The organism is Xanthomonas cannabis pv. cannabis (genome assembly GCF_000802365.1).
Taxonomy (GTDB): domain Bacteria; phylum Pseudomonadota; class Gammaproteobacteria; order Xanthomonadales; family Xanthomonadaceae; genus Xanthomonas; species Xanthomonas cannabis.
The window spans coordinates 14,257-30,503 of the sequence record NZ_JSZE01000075.1 but is presented as its reverse complement, the minus strand read 5'-3'; the positions used below and the strand labels follow the sequence as shown (position 1 = coordinate 30,503).

The 16,247-nt window shown below is 64.3% G+C and carries 12 protein-coding genes; 6 read left to right on the top strand and 6 right to left on the bottom strand.

What is annotated here, in order from left to right; genetic code table 11:
* Nucleotides 1-563 precede the first annotated feature (563 nt).
* Nucleotides 564-1,943, bottom strand: coding sequence for a serine hydrolase domain-containing protein (locus OZ10_RS13420; RefSeq protein WP_039408905.1), 1,380 nt, complete (start codon nt 1,941-1,943; stop codon nt 564-566).
* Nucleotides 1,944-2,273: 330 nt separating this feature from the next.
* Here OZ10_RS13420 and OZ10_RS13415 point away from each other — a divergent pair, with 330 nt between their 5' ends.
* Nucleotides 2,274-3,644 (top strand): NTP/NDP exchange transporter, encoded by a 1,371-nt coding sequence (locus OZ10_RS13415; RefSeq protein WP_039408908.1) that lies wholly within the window; start codon nt 2,274-2,276, stop codon nt 3,642-3,644.
* Between the two features lie 399 nt (nt 3,645-4,043).
* Nucleotides 4,044-4,397: a DUF1304 domain-containing protein gene (locus OZ10_RS13410; RefSeq protein ID WP_039565378.1), complete on the top strand. Its 354-nt coding sequence runs from the start codon at nt 4,044-4,046 to the stop codon at nt 4,395-4,397.
* 321 nt (nt 4,398-4,718) lie between these two features.
* Here the strand turns inward: OZ10_RS13410 and OZ10_RS13405 are convergent, their stop codons facing one another.
* The gene (locus OZ10_RS13405; RefSeq protein ID WP_039565375.1) at nt 4,719-7,193 is read right to left on the bottom strand and encodes an acyl-CoA dehydrogenase; all 2,475 of its coding nucleotides are present in this window, start codon (nt 7,191-7,193) and stop codon (nt 4,719-4,721) included.
* A complete protein-coding gene (locus tag OZ10_RS13400; RefSeq protein ID WP_039565372.1) occupies nt 7,190-8,113 on the bottom strand; it encodes an alpha/beta fold hydrolase in 924 nt (307 codons plus the stop codon). The genes OZ10_RS13405 and OZ10_RS13400 overlap by 4 nt, the downstream gene beginning before the upstream one ends.
* 136 nt (nt 8,114-8,249) lie before the next feature.
* On the opposite strand from OZ10_RS13400, the gene OZ10_RS13395 reads away from it, so the two are divergent.
* Complete coding sequence (locus OZ10_RS13395) at nt 8,250-8,858, top strand: TetR/AcrR family transcriptional regulator (protein WP_039413419.1); 609 nt, start codon at nt 8,250-8,252, stop codon at nt 8,856-8,858.
* An 88-nt stretch (nt 8,859-8,946) separates the two neighbouring features.
* On the opposite strand, the gene OZ10_RS13390 is transcribed toward OZ10_RS13395, so the two are convergent.
* The 3 genes from OZ10_RS13390 to hslO all read right to left on the bottom strand — a co-directional run bounded on the left by OZ10_RS13390 (nt 8,947) and on the right by hslO (nt 13,839).
* Complete coding sequence (locus OZ10_RS13390; RefSeq protein WP_039565371.1) at nt 8,947-11,718, bottom strand: TonB-dependent receptor; 2,772 nt, start codon at nt 11,716-11,718, stop codon at nt 8,947-8,949.
* Between the two features lie 241 nt (nt 11,719-11,959).
* Nucleotides 11,960-12,796, bottom strand: coding sequence for an XOO1806 family protein (locus tag OZ10_RS13385; protein WP_039413502.1), 837 nt, complete (start codon nt 12,794-12,796; stop codon nt 11,960-11,962).
* A gap of 152 nt (nt 12,797-12,948) precedes the next feature.
* Entirely contained in the window at nt 12,949-13,839 is an 891-nt protein-coding gene (gene hslO / locus OZ10_RS13380) for an Hsp33 family molecular chaperone HslO (protein WP_039413425.1), read from the bottom strand.
* Nucleotides 13,840-13,914: 75 nt separating this feature from the next.
* On the opposite strand from hslO, the gene mtgA reads away from it, so the two are divergent.
* Genes mtgA through OZ10_RS13365 form a run of 3 tightly spaced genes read left to right on the top strand, consistent with a single transcriptional unit; the run spans nt 13,915 to nt 16,089 of the window.
* Entirely contained in the window at nt 13,915-14,652 is a 738-nt protein-coding gene (gene mtgA, locus OZ10_RS13375) for a monofunctional biosynthetic peptidoglycan transglycosylase (protein ID WP_039413428.1), read from the top strand.
* A 2-nt stretch (nt 14,653-14,654) separates the two neighbouring features.
* Nucleotides 14,655-15,701: a glycosyltransferase family 2 protein gene (locus OZ10_RS13370; protein WP_039565370.1), complete on the top strand. Its 1,047-nt coding sequence runs from the start codon at nt 14,655-14,657 to the stop codon at nt 15,699-15,701.
* The gene (locus OZ10_RS13365) at nt 15,661-16,089 is read left to right on the top strand and encodes a CBS domain-containing protein (protein ID WP_039413432.1); all 429 of its coding nucleotides are present in this window, start codon (nt 15,661-15,663) and stop codon (nt 16,087-16,089) included. The genes OZ10_RS13370 and OZ10_RS13365 overlap by 41 nt, the downstream gene beginning before the upstream one ends.
* Nucleotides 16,090-16,247: the final 158 nt, after the last annotated feature.

Sequence of the window (16,247 nt, the reverse complement as noted above, 5' to 3'; positions counted from 1 at the left end):
CTTTGCAGCACCGTGCAGCCATAGCTCTTCCGGCAGTCACGACATCTGCCAGCGTGAGTCCCTCGGTCTTAGCCGGCACGCAAGCCGGAGCGGCAGGCGGGCAGGGTTCGTCGTTTGCGGCTGCCAAATGCTCTCTCGACATTCGCTGCGCAAGACGGCCGGTGCGCGCGAAGCAGCAAGCAAAGGCCCAGCGTGGCCAGCGTCGAGGTTCTTGGATTCAACTGAGCACGCACGTCCGATCCGACATGTGGACGGATCCAGCGCATCATTCTCGACGGCAGCACCGCGGTCTCGCAACATCCATCGCGCGGAACGCTTGTGCGTGCATGGACTGCCTGGCTCAGAGCGACGGCGCTGCGGTCAACGTTCGAAGGGAGTCCACGCCCGCGATCCCGACCATGCAGATCGACATCGACCAGCCTTCCCAAGGCGCCCTCGGGCTCAGCGTGCAACCAGGCGTGGCGCGGCAACAGCCAGAAACAACGCAGGCGGCCGAAGCCGCCTGTGTCTGAGCATGCAGCGCGCTACCGCTGCAGGAATGCAGTGCCGGCGCGGCAGGCGGCTCAGCGCGGCGATGCCACCGACTTGCCAGACGAGGTGCCCTTGCCGGCCGGGTCTGGCTTTTCGGCCAGCATGTTCTCGCTGCCGAAATCGCCGTCCACGTCGATATCCAGCCAACGCTTGGCCGGCAGACCGAGTGCGCGATCGAGGATGGTGGGCAGCATGCCGGAGGGCAGGCCGCTTTCGCCGTTCCACATGATGGCGATGCCGAGGTCGCGCTCGGGCAACAGCGCCACCAGTCCGCGATAGCCCTGCACCGCACCGGCATGGAACACCACCTGATGGCCCGCGTAGTCGAACACACGCCAGCCCAGCGCATAGCTGGCTGCATCCACGCGCTCGTGACGCCAGCCCGAGCGCATTTCGCCCGGCGTGGAGATCAGCGGTGCGTGCAAGGTGGCCAGCAGGGGCGCCGGCAGCACGTCGGTGCGATGGCCGGTGTGCGCGAGCAGCCACTGCGCCATGTCGCTGGCGCTGGCGTTGACGCCGGCGGCAGGCGCCACCCGGTAGTAGGTGGGCTTGGGCGTCAGCGACACCCAGCCGTTGCGGCTGCGTACGTGCGGCCGCGCCCAGCGCGGGCTGGCCTGGATGCCGGCCAGGCCCATGCTGGCATCGTTCATGCCCAGCGGCTTGAAGATGCGCCGCTCCACCGATTGCTCGTAGAAGCTGCCCGACGCGGCGAACACCACATCGCCGACCAGGCTGAAGGCCACGTTTTGATAGGCGTAGCAATCGCCCGGCGCGCAGCGCAGCGGTGCGGTCGCCAGCTTGTGGCTGAGCGAGTAGTAATCGACGTTGGATTCGATATCGCGGTCGTAGGCATTGCGGGTCAGGCCGACGCGATGGCTGAGCACGTCGGCCACCGTCAGCTGACGGGTCGCGAGGTTGTCGCTGAGCTGGAAGCCGGGCACGTAGTCGACCACCTTGCTGTCCCAGCGCAACACGCCGTCGTTGACCAGCAGGCCGGTCATGGTGCCGGCAAAGGCCTTGGACAGGGAGGCAAGACGGAACACGGTGTGCGCATCGACCGGCTGCGGATGATTGACGTCGGTGACGCCGTAACCGCGCGCGCTGAGCACCTTGCCGCCCTGCACGATGGCCATGGCCATACCTGGCAAGCGATTGCCGTAGGTCAGCTGGTCGGCCATCGATTCGAAGGCCGCCACATCGAAGCCGGCGGCCGGCGCCAACACCTTGCTGGCGGGCAGCGAAGCGCGATACGGGAGCGGGGCAGTGGGCGACTGCACCACGGTTGCCGGCTGCAGGGTCGAGGCGGTGGGCGCAGGCGTCTGTGCCGTAGAAGAAAGGGCCAGAGGCAACAACGCCCCGAGCAGCCCGATGGCCAACGGACGGAACCGTCGGTGCCTGCGCATTACTGTCATGGTTTTCCCGCCTGATCCACTGCCTCCGGCGATTCTAGCGCCGCGCTTCGCAATAGCACAAACTGCCGGAAGATGAATGGGCATCATATTGATCCTATTGACGATTTGGGTTCAGAAATCGAGCCGATCGCAGAGCGTTGGCGATCGGCGTGGCCGCTGAGTTGAAGGTTGCAAGCCACGTGCCGCACGAGTCATCCACGGGCATGGCCGCGGACGGCCAGCGCCGCTGGTGGTGCAGCGCGGCATCGGCTAACGTGCGCGCTACTTCTAGTCGGGTACCACCGCCACCATGGTCTTGCTGTCGGGTTCGTTCGCGCAGGCGCTGACACCATGACCGCTCCGTCTGCGCCGCGCTCTGCGGTTGGCCGTCTGGGCGCAGCGCTGCGCAACTCGCCGCCGCTGGCCTGGTCGTTCCTGTATTTCTTCTGCCTGCTCAGCGGGTATTACGTGCTGCGCCCGGTGCGCGAGGCGATGGGCGCCTCGGCGGACCTGCAGGCGATCTTCCCCGCCGGCATGATTGCTTTCTTCGCCGCGCACGGCATGCCGCTCAAGGATCTGGCCCTGCAGGTGTTGTTTACCTGCACCTTCCTGATCATGTTGTTGCTGCAGCCAATCTACGGCGCGTTGGTCAGCCGGTTCCCGCGTCGGGTGTTCCTGCCGACGGTGTACGGCTTCTTCATCGCCACGCTGTTGCTGTTCTACGTGCTGTTCAACAGTGACGTGCCCGGGCGCGGCATGGCGTTTTTCCTCTGGGTGACCGTGTTCAACCTGTTTGCGGTGGCGGTGTTCTGGAGCTTCATGGCCGATGTCTTCAGCAATGCCGAGGCGCGCAGCTACTACGGTTACATCGGCGCGGCCGGCACGCTGGGTGCGTTTCTCGGGCCGATCCTGACGCGCACCCTGGTCGAGCGCATCGGCATCGCGCATCTGATGCTGGTGTCGGCCGGCTTCCTGTCGGTCTGCGTGGTCTGCGTGCTGCGCCTGCGGCTGTGGGCGGTGGCGCGCGAACAGGAGCTTCGGCTCGATTCCGGCGAAGTGCCGATGGGCGGCGATGTCTTTGGCGGGCTCAAGTTGATCGTACGCGAGCCGCTGTTGCGCTGGCTGGCGCTGATGACCTTGTTCGGCGTGGGCGTCGGTACCTTGCTGTACAACGAGCAGGCTGCCCTGGTGCGGCGCCTGTACACGGATGCGGCAGCGAGCACCGCGTATTACGCCGGCATCGACCTGGCCGTCAATGCGCTTACGCTGGTGCTGCAATTACTGGTAACCCGCGCGCTGCTGTCGCGCTTCGGCATTGCGCCGGCGCTGCTGATTCCCGGGGTCGCCATCACCCTGGGCTATGCGGTGCTCGCCGCGTCGCCGCTGCCGATGATGATCGCGATCGTGCAGGTGATCACCCGCTCCAGCGAGTTTGCGTTGGCCAAGCCTGCGCGCGAAACGCTCTACACACGCGTGAATCGCGAATGGCGCTACAAGGCCGGCGCGGCAATCGACACTGTGGTCTACCGCGGCGGCGACCTGAGCTTTGTCTGGATCCACAAGCTGGTGTCGGCCCTAGGCTCGAGCGCCGTCTTCGTCGTCGGCCTGCTGGCCGCCGCCGGCATGACGCTGGGCGCGTTCGGGCTGCTGCGTGAGGCACGCAAGCTGCCGGCAGAGCGCGATGGCGGGGCGGGTGAGCGCGTGGCGGAATCGCAGGGCTGACCAGTATCGGGTCGTGCGGGTGTGTGGCGTTGCGTCTGTCGGCTCCGGTCAGGGTGCCATCGACCGGGCGCTGAGGCTGTGCGGTTGATGGGGCAATCGACGTGCCGCCTGCCGTCTCCATGCCTTGACCCCCAGGCCGTGCTGCCGGGGGCAAACGACTGACAACGCGCGGGCGCCGATCATGCTTCGGGGGCTAGCTCGGAGTGCCGCCCGCGCCGCTTCTTAGCGGCTGCAGGCCTGCGCCCACGGTGATCGATCGATGGCCCAGGCAACCTGGTCATTACGCCCGGGTTTGCCGAGCTGGTGACGCCATCCGGTCACCAGGCATCTGGCGTCTTGCCAGACAGCCGCAACGCCATCGCGGCTATGCTTGCCGCACGTCCATCAGATCTTTTCGCCATGTCCCTGCTCGCGATCGTTGCCGGTGTCCTTGTCGGCTTGCTGCATGTCTACATCCTGGTGCTGGAGATGGCGCTGTGGACGCACCCACTGGGCCTGAAGACCTTCCGCAACACGTTGGAGAATGCCCGGGCCACACGCGTACTGGCGGCCAATCAGGGGCTCTACAACGGCTTTCTGGCCGCCGGTCTGCTCTGGGGGGCACTGGCGGCACGCACCGATGTACTGAGCTTCTTCCTGGCCTGCGTGATCGTGGCGGGTTGCTATGGTGCCTACAGCGTCAATCGCCGCATTTTTTTCGTGCAGGCCCTGCCTGCGTTGATCGCACTGTGCCTGGTGTGGCTGCCGCACTGAGGCATGTTCGGGAGCCAGTCGCCTCGTGCAGGCGCGAGCCTGACCGCGATCAGGCATGACCAGCGATCTCCCACACTGGCATTTTCGGCGGCGGGTCGTCTCCCGTAGGAGCGGGTCTGACCGGGACAGCGTGTTACCAGCGGCCTCGCTTAGGTGTATAGCAACACTGCCTCATCGTGGGGCAAGCCCGCCTCTGTGTTTCGAATGGCCAGAAAGCTGACCACTTGCGGCCCACGGCTGCAGCCGGCGCGTAGCGCGCCGCCTACAAACGACAACGGCGGGCCAGAAGCCCGCCGTTGTCCGCATCACCTGGCCGTGCCGTTATGCCGCTTCGCGCGGCTGCTGCATCTGCGGCTTGTCGTAGAAGCTGGCCGCACGCAACTCATGCGGATCAAAGTCGTCGACGGTGATCGTGTCCATCATGATCTCGCGCAATTCTTCCAGCAACTTGCGCTCTTCCAGGGTGATCACCCCCTCGGCCACTGCTTCGTCGAGCTGCGCGGTGAAGTCCAGCGCCTCGATACCCTTGGTCTTGAGCGCCTTGAGGAACTTGCGCTCCACCGGCTCGGCCATCACTGCCTTGGTCAGGTAGCTGGCGATGCGGCCGCCCGGGTTGTTGGCGCACGGGGTCAGGAATACGCCCTGCGCCAGACGGTCGCGCGCCTCGTTCGGCGCCATCAGGATCGACGCGACGCGGTGGCCCAGACGGTCACCCGGCGCTTCGGCACGACGGCCTAGCGGGAAGATCAACACCCACATCAACCAGCCCACCGGGCGGATCGGGAAGTTACGCAGCGCCGCAGACAAGGCGGTTTCGATCTTGTGCACGCTGTCGTGGAAGGCCCAGGCCAGCAGCGGCTGGTCGGTGGCCGGCGCGCCCTCGTCGTGATAGCGCTTGAGCATCGCACTGGTCAGGTAGATGTGGCTCAGTACATCGCCCAGGCGGCCGGACAAGGACTCCTTGAACTTCAACTTGCCGCCCAGCATCAGCATCGACACGTCGGCCATCAATGCCAGATTGGCCGAGTAACGGTCCAGCTTGCGGAAGAAGCGGCGGGTGTAGGCATCGCCCGGCGCCGCGCCGATGCGCGCACCGGTGATGCCAAACCAGAACGAACGCACCGCATTGGAAATACCGAAGCGGATGTGGCCAAACAGGCTCTGGTCGAAGGCTTCCAGGCCACGACGCGTGTCCGGATCCTGCGCCGCCTGCATTTCCTTCATCACCCACGGATGGCACAGGATCGCACCCTGGCCGAAGATCAGCAGGCTGCGGGTCATGATGTTGGCGCCTTCCACGGTCACGCCGATCGGCGCAGCCTGCCAGGCACGGCCAGCGAAGTTGCGCGGCCCCAGGATGATGCCCTTGCCGCCGATCACGTCCATCATGTCGCTGACCACTTCGCGGCCCATGGTGGTGCAGTGATACTTGGCGATCGCCGACGGCACCGACGGCACATCGCCGCGATCCACCGCCGCGGCGGTCGCCTGCGACAACGCACTGATCGCGTACGCCTTGCCGCCAATGCGCGCCAGCGCCTCTTCCACGCCTTCGAAACGACCGACCGACAGGCCGAACTGCTTGCGGATGCGCGCATACGCACCGGTGACCACGGCCGCCGCCTTGCTGCCGCCGCTGGCGGTAGAGGGCAGGGTGATCGAACGGCCCACCGCCAGGCACTCGTTGAGCATGTTCCAGCCCTTGCCGACCATCTCCACGCCGCCAATCAACTGGCTGAGCGGAATGAACACTTCTTCGCCGTGGATCGGGCCGTTCTGGAACGGCGAGTTGAGCGGGAAGTGGCGACGGCCGATTTCCACCCCGGGCGTTTCGCGCGGCAGCAATGCCAGCGTGATGCCGATGTCCTTCTTGTCGCCGATCAGGCCTTCCGGATCATAGGCGCGGAACGCCAGACCGATCAGCGAGGCGACCGGCGCCAGGGTGATGTAGCGCTTGTCGAAGGTGAGCTTGACGCCGAGCACGTTGGCGCCATTCCACTCGCCCTTGCACACGATGCCGTAGTCCGGAATCGAGGTGGCATCGGAACCGGCGAACGGGCCGGTCAGGCCGAAGCATGGCACTTCCGCACCGACCGCAAGGCGCGGAAGGTAATAGTCCTTCTGCTCCGGCGTGCCGTAATGCAGCAGCAGCTCGCCCGGGCCGAGCGAGTTGGGCACGCCGACGGTGGAACTCACCACGCTGGAGATCGAGGACAGCTTCTGGATCACCTTGTGGTGCGCCAGCGCACTGAAGCCCAGGCCACCGTATTGCTTGGGGATGATCATGCCGAAGAACTTGTTCTTCTTGATGAAGTCCCACAGCTCCGGCGGCAGGTCGGCGTGGACGTGGGTGATCTCCCAGTCGTTGACCATCTTGCACAGCTCTTCCACCGGGCCATCCAGGAAGGCCTGCTCTTCGGCGGTGAGCTGCGGCTTGGGATAGTTGAGCAGCTTCTGCCAATCCGGATCACCGGTGAACAGCTCGCCTTCGAAACCCACCGAGCCGGTTTCCAGCGCGATGCGCTCGGTCTGCGACAGCGGCGGCAGCACCTTGCGGAAGAACGCCATCAACGGCGTGGTCAGCAGCGGCTTGCGCAGGAAGGGCAACAGCACCGGAGCGGCCACCAGCACCACCAGCGCGGCGGCGACGATGGTCGCGGTGAGATTGGCACCCAGCAACCAACACCCCACCAGCACGCAGGCGCTGATCGCAACCCAGGTGGCAAGGCGCATGCGGTGATAGGCAGCGATACCCGCCGCCAGGATGACGAGGAGGAACGGTGCAACGATGCTCATGGTCTTGCTCCAGTGACATGCTCGGTGATGTTGGACGCTGCAATGGTGCCAACCGAGGGCAGTGCGTCCAGATAATGCAACACGGTGGCGGTAAACGTGGTGTTGTCGTCGCCGGCCAGCATGTGCGTGGCATCGGCCAGTTGCACATGCTGCGCGTGCGGCGCAATCGACAAGAATTCGGTGATGTTGGCCGGCGTCACCAGATCGCTGCGTCCGCCGCTGATCAGCAGCATGGGGCACCGCACCTGTGCGGCGGCTTCCAGCAAGGCCTGTTGCTGCAGCTGTGGATCCTGCCCCGCCAGTTCGTCGACCAGGCGCGGGTCCCAGTGCCACTGCCAACGGCCATCGTCGCGTTGGCGCAGCAGGCCCTGCAGCTGGCTTGCCGTTTTGCGCGGGCGATGCGGCAGGTACGTGGCGATGGCATCGGCAGCGGCATCGAGCGAGGCAAACCCGTCCGGATGCGCGGTCATGAAGCGCAGAATGCGCTCCACGCCGGCGGTGTCCCAGCGCGGGGTGATATCCACCAATACGATCGCCCGGAACAGGCCCGGCCAGCGTGCCTCCGCAAGCAGGCCGAACAGGCCACCCATGGAGGCAGCCACCAATACCGGCGGTTCGGGTTGCTCACCCGCCAACACGATCAGGTCGTCGGTGAACTGGTTGGCGGAGTAGGGCAGGGCAGCGTCATTGAAGCTCGAATCGCCATGCCCGCGTGCGTCGTACGACAGCGCACGGTAGCCGGCGTGCGCCAGCGCTGCTGCGGTCGCCTCCCAGGCGTGCCGGGTCTGTCCGAACCCATGCGCGAGCAATACCGTCTGCCTGCATTCGGCCCCTTGCACCGACACCGCCAGCGCTGCGTCGCCAACGCTGACAGGCGACAAGGGCGCAGGGTGGGCAAGCGTAGAGGGGGCAGTGACCATACCTGATGGTATGGATGCCGCCTGTCCCCTGTCAATACTCCTTGGTATGGACGGTTAAGCCGTTGAATCGTGGCGATTGTGTGGCGTTTTTGTGATGCATACTGCAACTGACTCAGGCGTATGGTTAAATCGCGCCATGAACGACATCACAGACGCCAGCCCCACCACGCCCCGCGCCAGCTCCGGTCGCGGCAACCGCCTCAGCGCGGACGATTGGGCGCAGGCCGCGCTGGACCTGATCGCCGAACAAGGCGTGGGCGCAGTCGCGGTGGAGCCGTTGGCACGCCGTCTCGGCGTCACCAAAGGCAGCTTCTACTGGCATTTCCCCTCGCGTGACGCCCTGCTGCAGGCTGCCCTGGAGCGTTGGGAAATCTTCGAACAAAAAGAAGTGTTCGGCAGCCTGGAAGACGTGCCCGACCCCAGCGCCCGCCTGCGCGCGTTGTTTCAATTGGTCGCGCACGAAGTTAAACCGCATGTCATCTACAGCGAACTGCTCAAGGCGCTCGATCACCCGGCCGTGCGCCCGGTCATCGACCGCGTCTCGCAGCGCCGCCTCGATTATCTGATCGCCTCGTTCCGCCAGGCCGGCCTGTCCCGCACCGACGCCCAACACCGCGCCCGCTTGGCCTACGCCGCCTACGTCGGCTTCCTGCAACTATCGCTGCAGTTGCAACAACCCAAACAGGCACGCGAAGAATTCGAATCCTACGTCGAGCATGTGATTCAGACGTTGATTCCGGGATAAGGCGAGGCGCCGCTCGATTTTCTCTTTCGCCGCTGCAAAAAAAATCACGGCCCCGCTGGGGCCGTGATTTCCTAAACACTCAGCTCAATCAGAAACGCTGACGGTACTGCATGTACATGTAGCGGCCCGGCAGGTCGTACTGGGGGTCAAACAAGTTGTACGAGGTGCTATAGGCAACCGGCGGATCCTTGGCGAACGCGTTATTCAAACCGACCGACACAGTTGCATTCCATGGCGTGTTGTAGCGCACCTGGATGTCGTGGTACGTGGTTGCGCCGATGTGGTTGCGCGGCGATGCGCCATCAGCTGTCACACGGTCCGGTTCGGAGCAGTAGGCTTGCGCCAGTGCTGTCGACAACGGGCAGACTTCTTCCATGCCAGACTTGTAGCGCAAGCCCCAGTTCACGCCGAAGTCGCCGAGCGACCAATCGACATATAGGTTAGAGCGGATACGCCAGTAGGGGTCCTGATTCAAGTAGCGGCCCTGGAACTGTTCTAGCTCAGAATCGGCCGTAGCCTTGGTTTCCCAGCTCGACAGATAGGTCGCATCCAGGCTGATCGTGAACTGGCCGATCGAGGTCTCCGGCAAGCGATAGTTGATGCCCAGATCCCAGCCTTCCACTTTGTACGAGGCCAGATTCAACAGCGGCATATTGATGTTGGTCACGGTATACGCGCCATCGCTGTAGTTCGGATCGCGCGTGATCAAGCCGCAGTAAGCCGCCTGCTCGCCTGCGCTGCCGCCATAGCACTTGTCCAGAATGAACTGCGCCTGCGGACGCGTAATGGCGTTTTCAATCTCGATCTGCCACCAGTCCAGAGTCACGTTCAGGCCCTGCGCAAAGCTTGGGCTAAACACCATGCCCAGCGTGCGGCTGGTCGAGGTTTCCGGCTGCAACTGGTCGTTCGACGTCCAGGTAAATGGCTCGAGCGTTTGCTTGGCGCCAGTGCCTGCACCCGGCTGCACGAAGTTGGCAGGTACACCAGCTGCAACGCAATTCTGTGCAACGACTGGGTTGCTCAGCTGGCCAGCCTGGATCGAGCACGGATCGGCATAGGTTTCGAACGAATCGGCATTACCGGCAAACAGGTTGTTGATACTTGGCGCGCGGAAGCCTTCGCTGTAGTTACCGCGGATCATCAAGTCCTGGATGGGCTTCCAGCGGAAGCCGAACTTGTTGTTCACCGTGTCGCCGAAGTTGCTGTAGTCCGAATAACGGGTAGCGAGGCTGAAGTCCAGCAACTGCGCACCCGGGAGGTCAGCCAGGACAGGAACCGACAACTCGAGGTAGAACTCATCCAGACTGTAGGAACCTGCCGTCGGACGTGCGCCGTTACCAGTGCTGAGGCCTGCGGCGATGAACGCATCAGGATCGAACTGGCCGCTCTCCTTGCGGTATTCATAGCCTGCCGCAAAGGCGAACGCACCGGCGGGCAGGTCGACAATATCGCCGCTGATATTGGCGGTATAGCCCTTCGATTCAACCGAGGACGAATCATGCGCAGTGAAACTGGTGTAATCCAGGGCTTCCTGGGTGATCGACCCGCGCGGTCCTAGCGGATTGACCGGCACACATCCGGTGATCACATCTCCGCCCGGACCGGAAACGCAGACCGGGACGCCGCCGCGCAGTTCGGACGGGCCGTAGGCGTTGTTGAGGTTGGCCAGATTGAATAACCCATAGGTCAGGTCGTTCTGATCGGATTTGTCGTAGCGATAGCCCACGTCCCAATCGAAGCTGCGATCGCCAAACTCGAAGAAACCTTCCAGGCCACCATAGAAGTGCCAGTTCTTGACGTTCTGATTGAAAGAGCGACCGCCGGTTTCGATGAAGCGGCGGTTGACGCCGGTCAGGTCCTGGCCGAAGGGGTTGTACAGGCTGTCAGCGCTCAGCGTCAGGCCGGTGACCGGCATTGCTGCCAGCAACTGTTCCGACTTGCGCTCGTTGTACATCGCTTCGGTACGGAACGTCACGTTGTCGGTGAAGTTGAAGCTGCCCTGCGTGAACAGGGAGGTTCGCTCCTGCGGAGTCAGCAGGTAATTGTCCGGCGCGGTGTTGTAGCCGTGCACATTGGCAACGTAAGGGGTTTCAACGCCATTGATGAGGATTCGACGAGAACCGTTACGGACATACGAGCCCGGGAAGCCCGTGCCACTTTGGCCGCTGAAGAACGGAGGGCCGCCGGCAGAGATCTGCCGATCGCCTGCCATGACCGACTCCTCCTTCACATACGAAGCGCCGACAAGCAGGCTTGCGCGATCAGTCGTGGTACCGATAGTGAAATCGTAGGCTTGGCGCTGACCATCGCCATCGCTGTACTGACCAACGTTCGCGCCAGCTTCAGCGCCGTCGAAGTTCTTGCGGGTGATGATGTTGACCACGCCCGCAATGGCGTCGGAGCCGTAGATGGTCGAGGCGCCATCTTTCAGGATGTCGATGCGCTCGACCATCGCAGTTGGGATGGTGTTGAGGTCGACGCTGCCGTCCAGGCCAGTAGTCCAACGGCGGCCATTGACCAGGACCAGGGTACGTGCGCTACCCAGGTTGCGCAGTGCAATGCCGGAACTGCCGTCGCCGCCGTTGTTGAAGGTGCGGTTCAATGCCGCGCCGTTGGCCGCCACGCGCTGCAGTACATCCGCGACAGAGGTGACGCCTTGCTTGTCGATATCCTGGCGGCTCAGCGTCAAGACGGGCTGAGACGTCTCAACGTCGGCACTTTTGATGCGCGAACCAGTCACTTCGATCTTGTCGAGGTTGGTGGTGCCGGCGTCTTGAGCGATCGCGGTACCGGTACCGCCCACACCCACGACAAGCGCGAGGACAACTGCATCGCGCAGCTTGTTGGACTTGCAATTCATTAGCTCTCTCTCCAAGTGATCTTGGGTACTGCCAAGGGTTGTTTGCCTGTCGGGGGTTCCGAAGAAGCGGATCCAAAACGTCAGGGTGAACCGATGGTATATGCGTTGTGCGGGAAATTAAAGTCCCGTTAACGAAAAAGAAGAAAGCCGTGAAAGCGCGTGCGGTGGAGGGTCGCCACAACGCAAAACGCCACCGGCGGAAGCTCGGTGGCGCATTTGGAAATCCTTTTAAATCAGTGGATTAGAGGTCCTGTTCGTACCTGACGTACGGGATGGTACCGTCGCTGTTGCTGTCGTTGTTCGGGGCAAAGGGGTTCTTGCCGCGGGAGATCACGTTCTCCGCACCGACGGTCAGCTGGCCGCTCCAGGGGGTACGCCAGGTCAGGCCCAGGCCAAGACCTTCCCATTTTTCCGGTTGGCCGGGGACGTCGACCACGCGGCCGATCACGTTCGCGCTGAAAGCACCATAGCCACCGCCCACGCTGAGGGTCTTGCTGTCCCACTGGTCGGCAATCGCCGGGGAGACGTCGGCCAGCGGAACCAGGCGGGCGCGGGCGTAGGTGCCGCCGATCGAAACGAAGCCTTCGCGGCCGATGTTCTTCTGGCCGAAGACGGTCAAGTCGTTCTGTTCGACCCGGGTCAGCGGAGCCTTGCCTGCGCCGACCAGCCAGGCGGGCAGGGTGTCGCGACCGGTGCCTGCAGTGACCCCGACGCGGCCACCGGCACGGTTGAAGCCCAACGTCCCGGAGACGCGACGCGCAGCAGCGGCGCTGTCTTCTTCCTCGTCGCCGATCCCGGCGAGCAGGCAGTGGCTGGCCAGTCCGCTGATGTTGGTGCCACGGCTGCTATTGCACAGCAGGCCGAGCGAATCGCCCGAGGTCAGGCCGAACGCAGCGTCCAGCGAATTACGGCCGAAATGCCAGCGCGCGCCGGCTTTTTGCTCGCCTGTGGGCTCCAGGTACAGAAAGGCTTCCACCTTGCCGCTGCCCTTGTTCCACACCGGCAGGATCGTACTTTCGCGGAGCTGCTGGGACGTCGTCTGCGCATGCACACCCGTGGCGGCCGCAAGGGCAACCAGCAGAGCGAGCGGAAGGCGCAGAAGGTGTCGCATACCAGAGATCAGACCCAGGGGCAGTTGTTAAGTTCCCGAGAGCGGGCAGGGAAGATGCTAGGGTGTTTATGATTATTTAACAAGTAGTCACGCTCCCCGGAACGCGCCCGCGATGCTCTCTACTGCAACCGTTCCGGCGCCTGCTGGGAGGGCTGCGCTGCGCTGAAAAGTACGTCCAGCTCGGTCAACGGAAAGTGATACTCACGGCCGCAGAATTCGCAGCGCACCTCTACCTCGCCGGTGTCTTCGGCGGCGGCGCGCGCTTCGGCCTCGCCCAGCGATTGCAGCATCGAAGCCACCCGTTCGCGTGAGCAGGAACAGCCAAAGCTGAGCGGTCTGCTGCCCAGCAGCTGGACATCCTCTTCGTGGAACAGGCGATGCAGCAGGTCTTCGCCGGCCACCGACAGCAATTCCGGCGCGCCGAGGGTGTCGAACAGGGCGCCGATGCGGGTCCAGCCATCGTTGTCGCCTTCGTCGCCGGGCAGCTTCTGCAGCAGCAGACCGGCAGCCTGATCCGGGCCGGCCGCCAGCAGCAGGCGTGTTGGCAGCTGCTCGGACTGCTGGAAGTAGGTCTCGAAGGCTTCGGCCAGATCGGGGGCCTGCAGGCCGACCAGACTCTGGTAGCGCTGCGGCTCGCGCGGGTCCAGGCCGGGGTTTTCGATGGTGATGGCCAACAGTGCGCTCTCGCCCAGCTCGCGCAGGTCGGTGGGAGCATCCGCGCCATCGGCCAACTGCACGATGCCGCGCAAGGTGCCGGCAGCGGTGCATTCGGCAAACAGGGTGCGCAGGGTGTCGTTGCCGCGCAATTGCACCGACAGACGCCCGTCGACCTTGGTATGGCCGGTGAACAGGGCCGACGCCACCGCCGCCTCGCCCAGCAGCTGGCGTGCCGCCGGCGGATACTCGGCGGCGCCCTGGATGTCGTGCCAGGCCTGGGTCAGACGTACGTGGACACCGCGCACGCCGGCGGCGGGCAGCAGGAAGCGGGAAAGCTGATCGTGATCGGTCATGGAGACATCGGACGTAAGGGACGCCGGTTGCCGGATAATGCGGCAGGCATCGGGATTGAAGGTCGAAGCACACTAATGGGGACGGATGCATTGGATGGCAAGCAGGGCGCGCCCGGGCGGCGCAGGCGCTGGCTGCGTTGGATACTGGCGGCACCGCTGCTGTTTGCGGCGGCCAGCGTGCTGCAGGTGCTGGTGCTGCGGGTGGTGGATCCGCCGGTCAGCAGCATGATGGGGGCGCGCTATCTGGAGGCGTGGGGGGACGGCGACTGGAGTTTTTCGCTGCACCAACAATGGCGCGACTACGAGAAGATCGCCGCCAGCCTGCCGATTTCGGTGGTGGCTGCAGAAGACCAGCAGTTTCCGATCCACCACGGTTTCGATCTGCAGGCCATCGAGAAGGCGCGCGATCACAACGCGCGCGGCGGGCGGGTGCGTGGCGCCAGCACGATCAGCCAGCAGGTCGCCAAGAACGTGTTTCTGTGGCAAGGCCGCAGTTGGGTGAGAAAGGGGCTGGAGGCCTGGTACACGGTGCTGATCGAACTGCTCTGGCCCAAGCAACGCATTCTGGAGATGTACCTCAACGTGGCCGAGTTTGGCGACGGGGTCTACGGCGCACAGGCAGCTGCGCGGCAGTTCTGGGGCAAGGATGCCGCCGGCCTGTCGGCCGCCGAGTCGGCGCGTCTGGCAGCGGTGCTGCCTTCGCCCCGTCGCTATGACGCACGCCGCCCGGGTGCCTATGTGCAGCGGCGCACGGCCTGGATCCAGCGTCAGGCGCGCCAGCTGGGCGGCGCTGCGTATCTGCAGGCGCCGTGAGCATGCACAACATCGACGCAGCCCAGCCGCCGGATGCCGCCGCGCGCCTGACGGTGGTGATCGCGGCCTATAACGAAGAGGCCAGCATTCCGTTGCTGCACCCGCGGCTGTGCGCCGTGCTGGCGGGCCTGCAGGACCTGCAGACCCGTGTGCTGTATGTCGATGACGGCAGTACCGATGGCACCTGGGACGTCGTGCAGGCGCTTGCGCAGGCCGATACGCAGGTGAGCGTGGTGCGGCTGTCGCGTAATTTCGGCAAGGAAGTGGCAGTCTCTGCCGGTCTGGACCATGTGTTGCCGGGCGCCGTGGTGCTGCTCGATGCCGATGGCCAGGACCCGCCGGAATTGATCCCCGAATTCGTCGCGCTATGGCGCGCCGGATACGACAACATCTTCGGGACGCGGGTGTTCCGCGAAGGCGAGAGCTGGCTCAAGCGCAGCGCTGCGCACGCGTTTTACCGGGTGATCCGGCGCCTGTCGCGCACGCCCATTCCAGCCGATACCGGCGATTTCCGCTTGCTGTCGCCGCGTGTGGTGCAGGCCTTGCAGCAGCTCCGCGAACGCCACCGATTCATGAAGGGACTGTTCGGTTGGGTGGGCTTCCGTCAGGTGGCATTGCCGTACCGGCGCGCGCCGCGGCTGTCGGGGCGCAGCAAATTCACCGTGTGGCGGTTGTGGAATTTCGCGCTCGACGGCATCACCAGTTTTTCCACCGTGCCGCTCCGCGCCGCCACCTATCTCGGGCTGCTGACGGCCCTGGCGGCCTTTGTGTTCGGGGCGTGGGTGGTGGTCAAGGCGGCGCTGATGGGCGACCCGGTGGCCGGCTGGCCGACCATGATGTCGGTGATCCTGTTCCTGGGCGGGATCCAGCTGATTGCGTTGGGGTTGATCGGCGAATACCTGGGGCGCTTGTATGACGAGGCCAAGCAGCGCCCGCTGTACCTGGTCGATACCCACCACGGCGCGGTGGGAGTAGGCTGCGACGACCAGACCAAGCGCGGAGCGGGCCATGCAGACCGTACGACAGCTGTTGGGGACCAAGCAGGTTGAGGTATTCGCCGTCGCGGCCGATGCCGCGGTGATCGAGGCGATCCGGCTGATGGCCGAGAAAGGTATCGGTGCGGTGCTGGTGATGGACGGGCAGCGCCTCGTCGGCATCGTGTCCGAGCGCGATTACGCGCGCAAGGTGGTGCTGCGCGATCGGTCGTCATCGACCACCAGCGTTGCCGAAATCATGAGCACTGAGGTGGTGACGGTTTCGCCATCGGACTCGGTGGAGCGCTGCATGCAGCTGATGACCGACGGGCGCTTCCGGCATCTGCCGGTGGTCGAAAACGGCCGCGTGCAGGGCGTTGTCTCCATCGGTGATCTGGTCAAGGCGGTGATCGAGACCCAGCAGCGCGATATCGATCAGCTGCAGCGTTATATCGCCAGTTGATCTCGCTGCGTTGTCGCGGTCAAAGCAGCTTGAACGTTTGAGGCGTGCTGCTGATTGGCGGCGTATCTGACGATGGCAGCATGGCACCGGGCGTGGCTTGCATCGCCCGGTTGCAGGCATGTGTCGTGACGTCTACGACTGGACCGCCGTTCGTTTGC

Bases quoted from the DNA above. Each gene is read 5' to 3' on its own strand.
- OZ10_RS13415 (WP_039408908.1), top strand. From the start codon at position 2,274: ATGACCGCTCCGTCTGCGCCGCGCTCTGCGGTTGGCCGTCTGGGCGCA.
- OZ10_RS13390 (WP_039565371.1), bottom strand. From the start codon at position 11,718: ATGAATTGCAAGTCCAACAAGCTGCGCGATGCAGTTGTCCTCGCGCTT.
- OZ10_RS13405 (WP_039565375.1), bottom strand. From the start codon at position 7,193: ATGAGCATCGTTGCACCGTTCCTCCTCGTCATCCTGGCGGCGGGTATC.
- hslO (WP_039413425.1), bottom strand. From the start codon at position 13,839: ATGACCGATCACGATCAGCTTTCCCGCTTCCTGCTGCCCGCCGCCGGC.
- OZ10_RS13400 (WP_039565372.1), bottom strand. From the start codon at position 8,113: ATGGTCACTGCCCCCTCTACGCTTGCCCACCCTGCGCCCTTGTCGCCT.
- OZ10_RS13395 (WP_039413419.1), top strand. From the start codon at position 8,250: ATGAACGACATCACAGACGCCAGCCCCACCACGCCCCGCGCCAGCTCC.
- OZ10_RS13370 (WP_039565370.1), top strand. From the start codon at position 14,655: ATGCACAACATCGACGCAGCCCAGCCGCCGGATGCCGCCGCGCGCCTG.
- mtgA (WP_039413428.1), top strand. From the start codon at position 13,915: ATGGGGACGGATGCATTGGATGGCAAGCAGGGCGCGCCCGGGCGGCGC.
- OZ10_RS13410 (WP_039565378.1), top strand. From the start codon at position 4,044: ATGTCCCTGCTCGCGATCGTTGCCGGTGTCCTTGTCGGCTTGCTGCAT.
- OZ10_RS13365 (WP_039413432.1), top strand. From the start codon at position 15,661: ATGCAGACCGTACGACAGCTGTTGGGGACCAAGCAGGTTGAGGTATTC.
- OZ10_RS13420 (WP_039408905.1), bottom strand. From the start codon at position 1,943: ATGACAGTAATGCGCAGGCACCGACGGTTCCGTCCGTTGGCCATCGGG.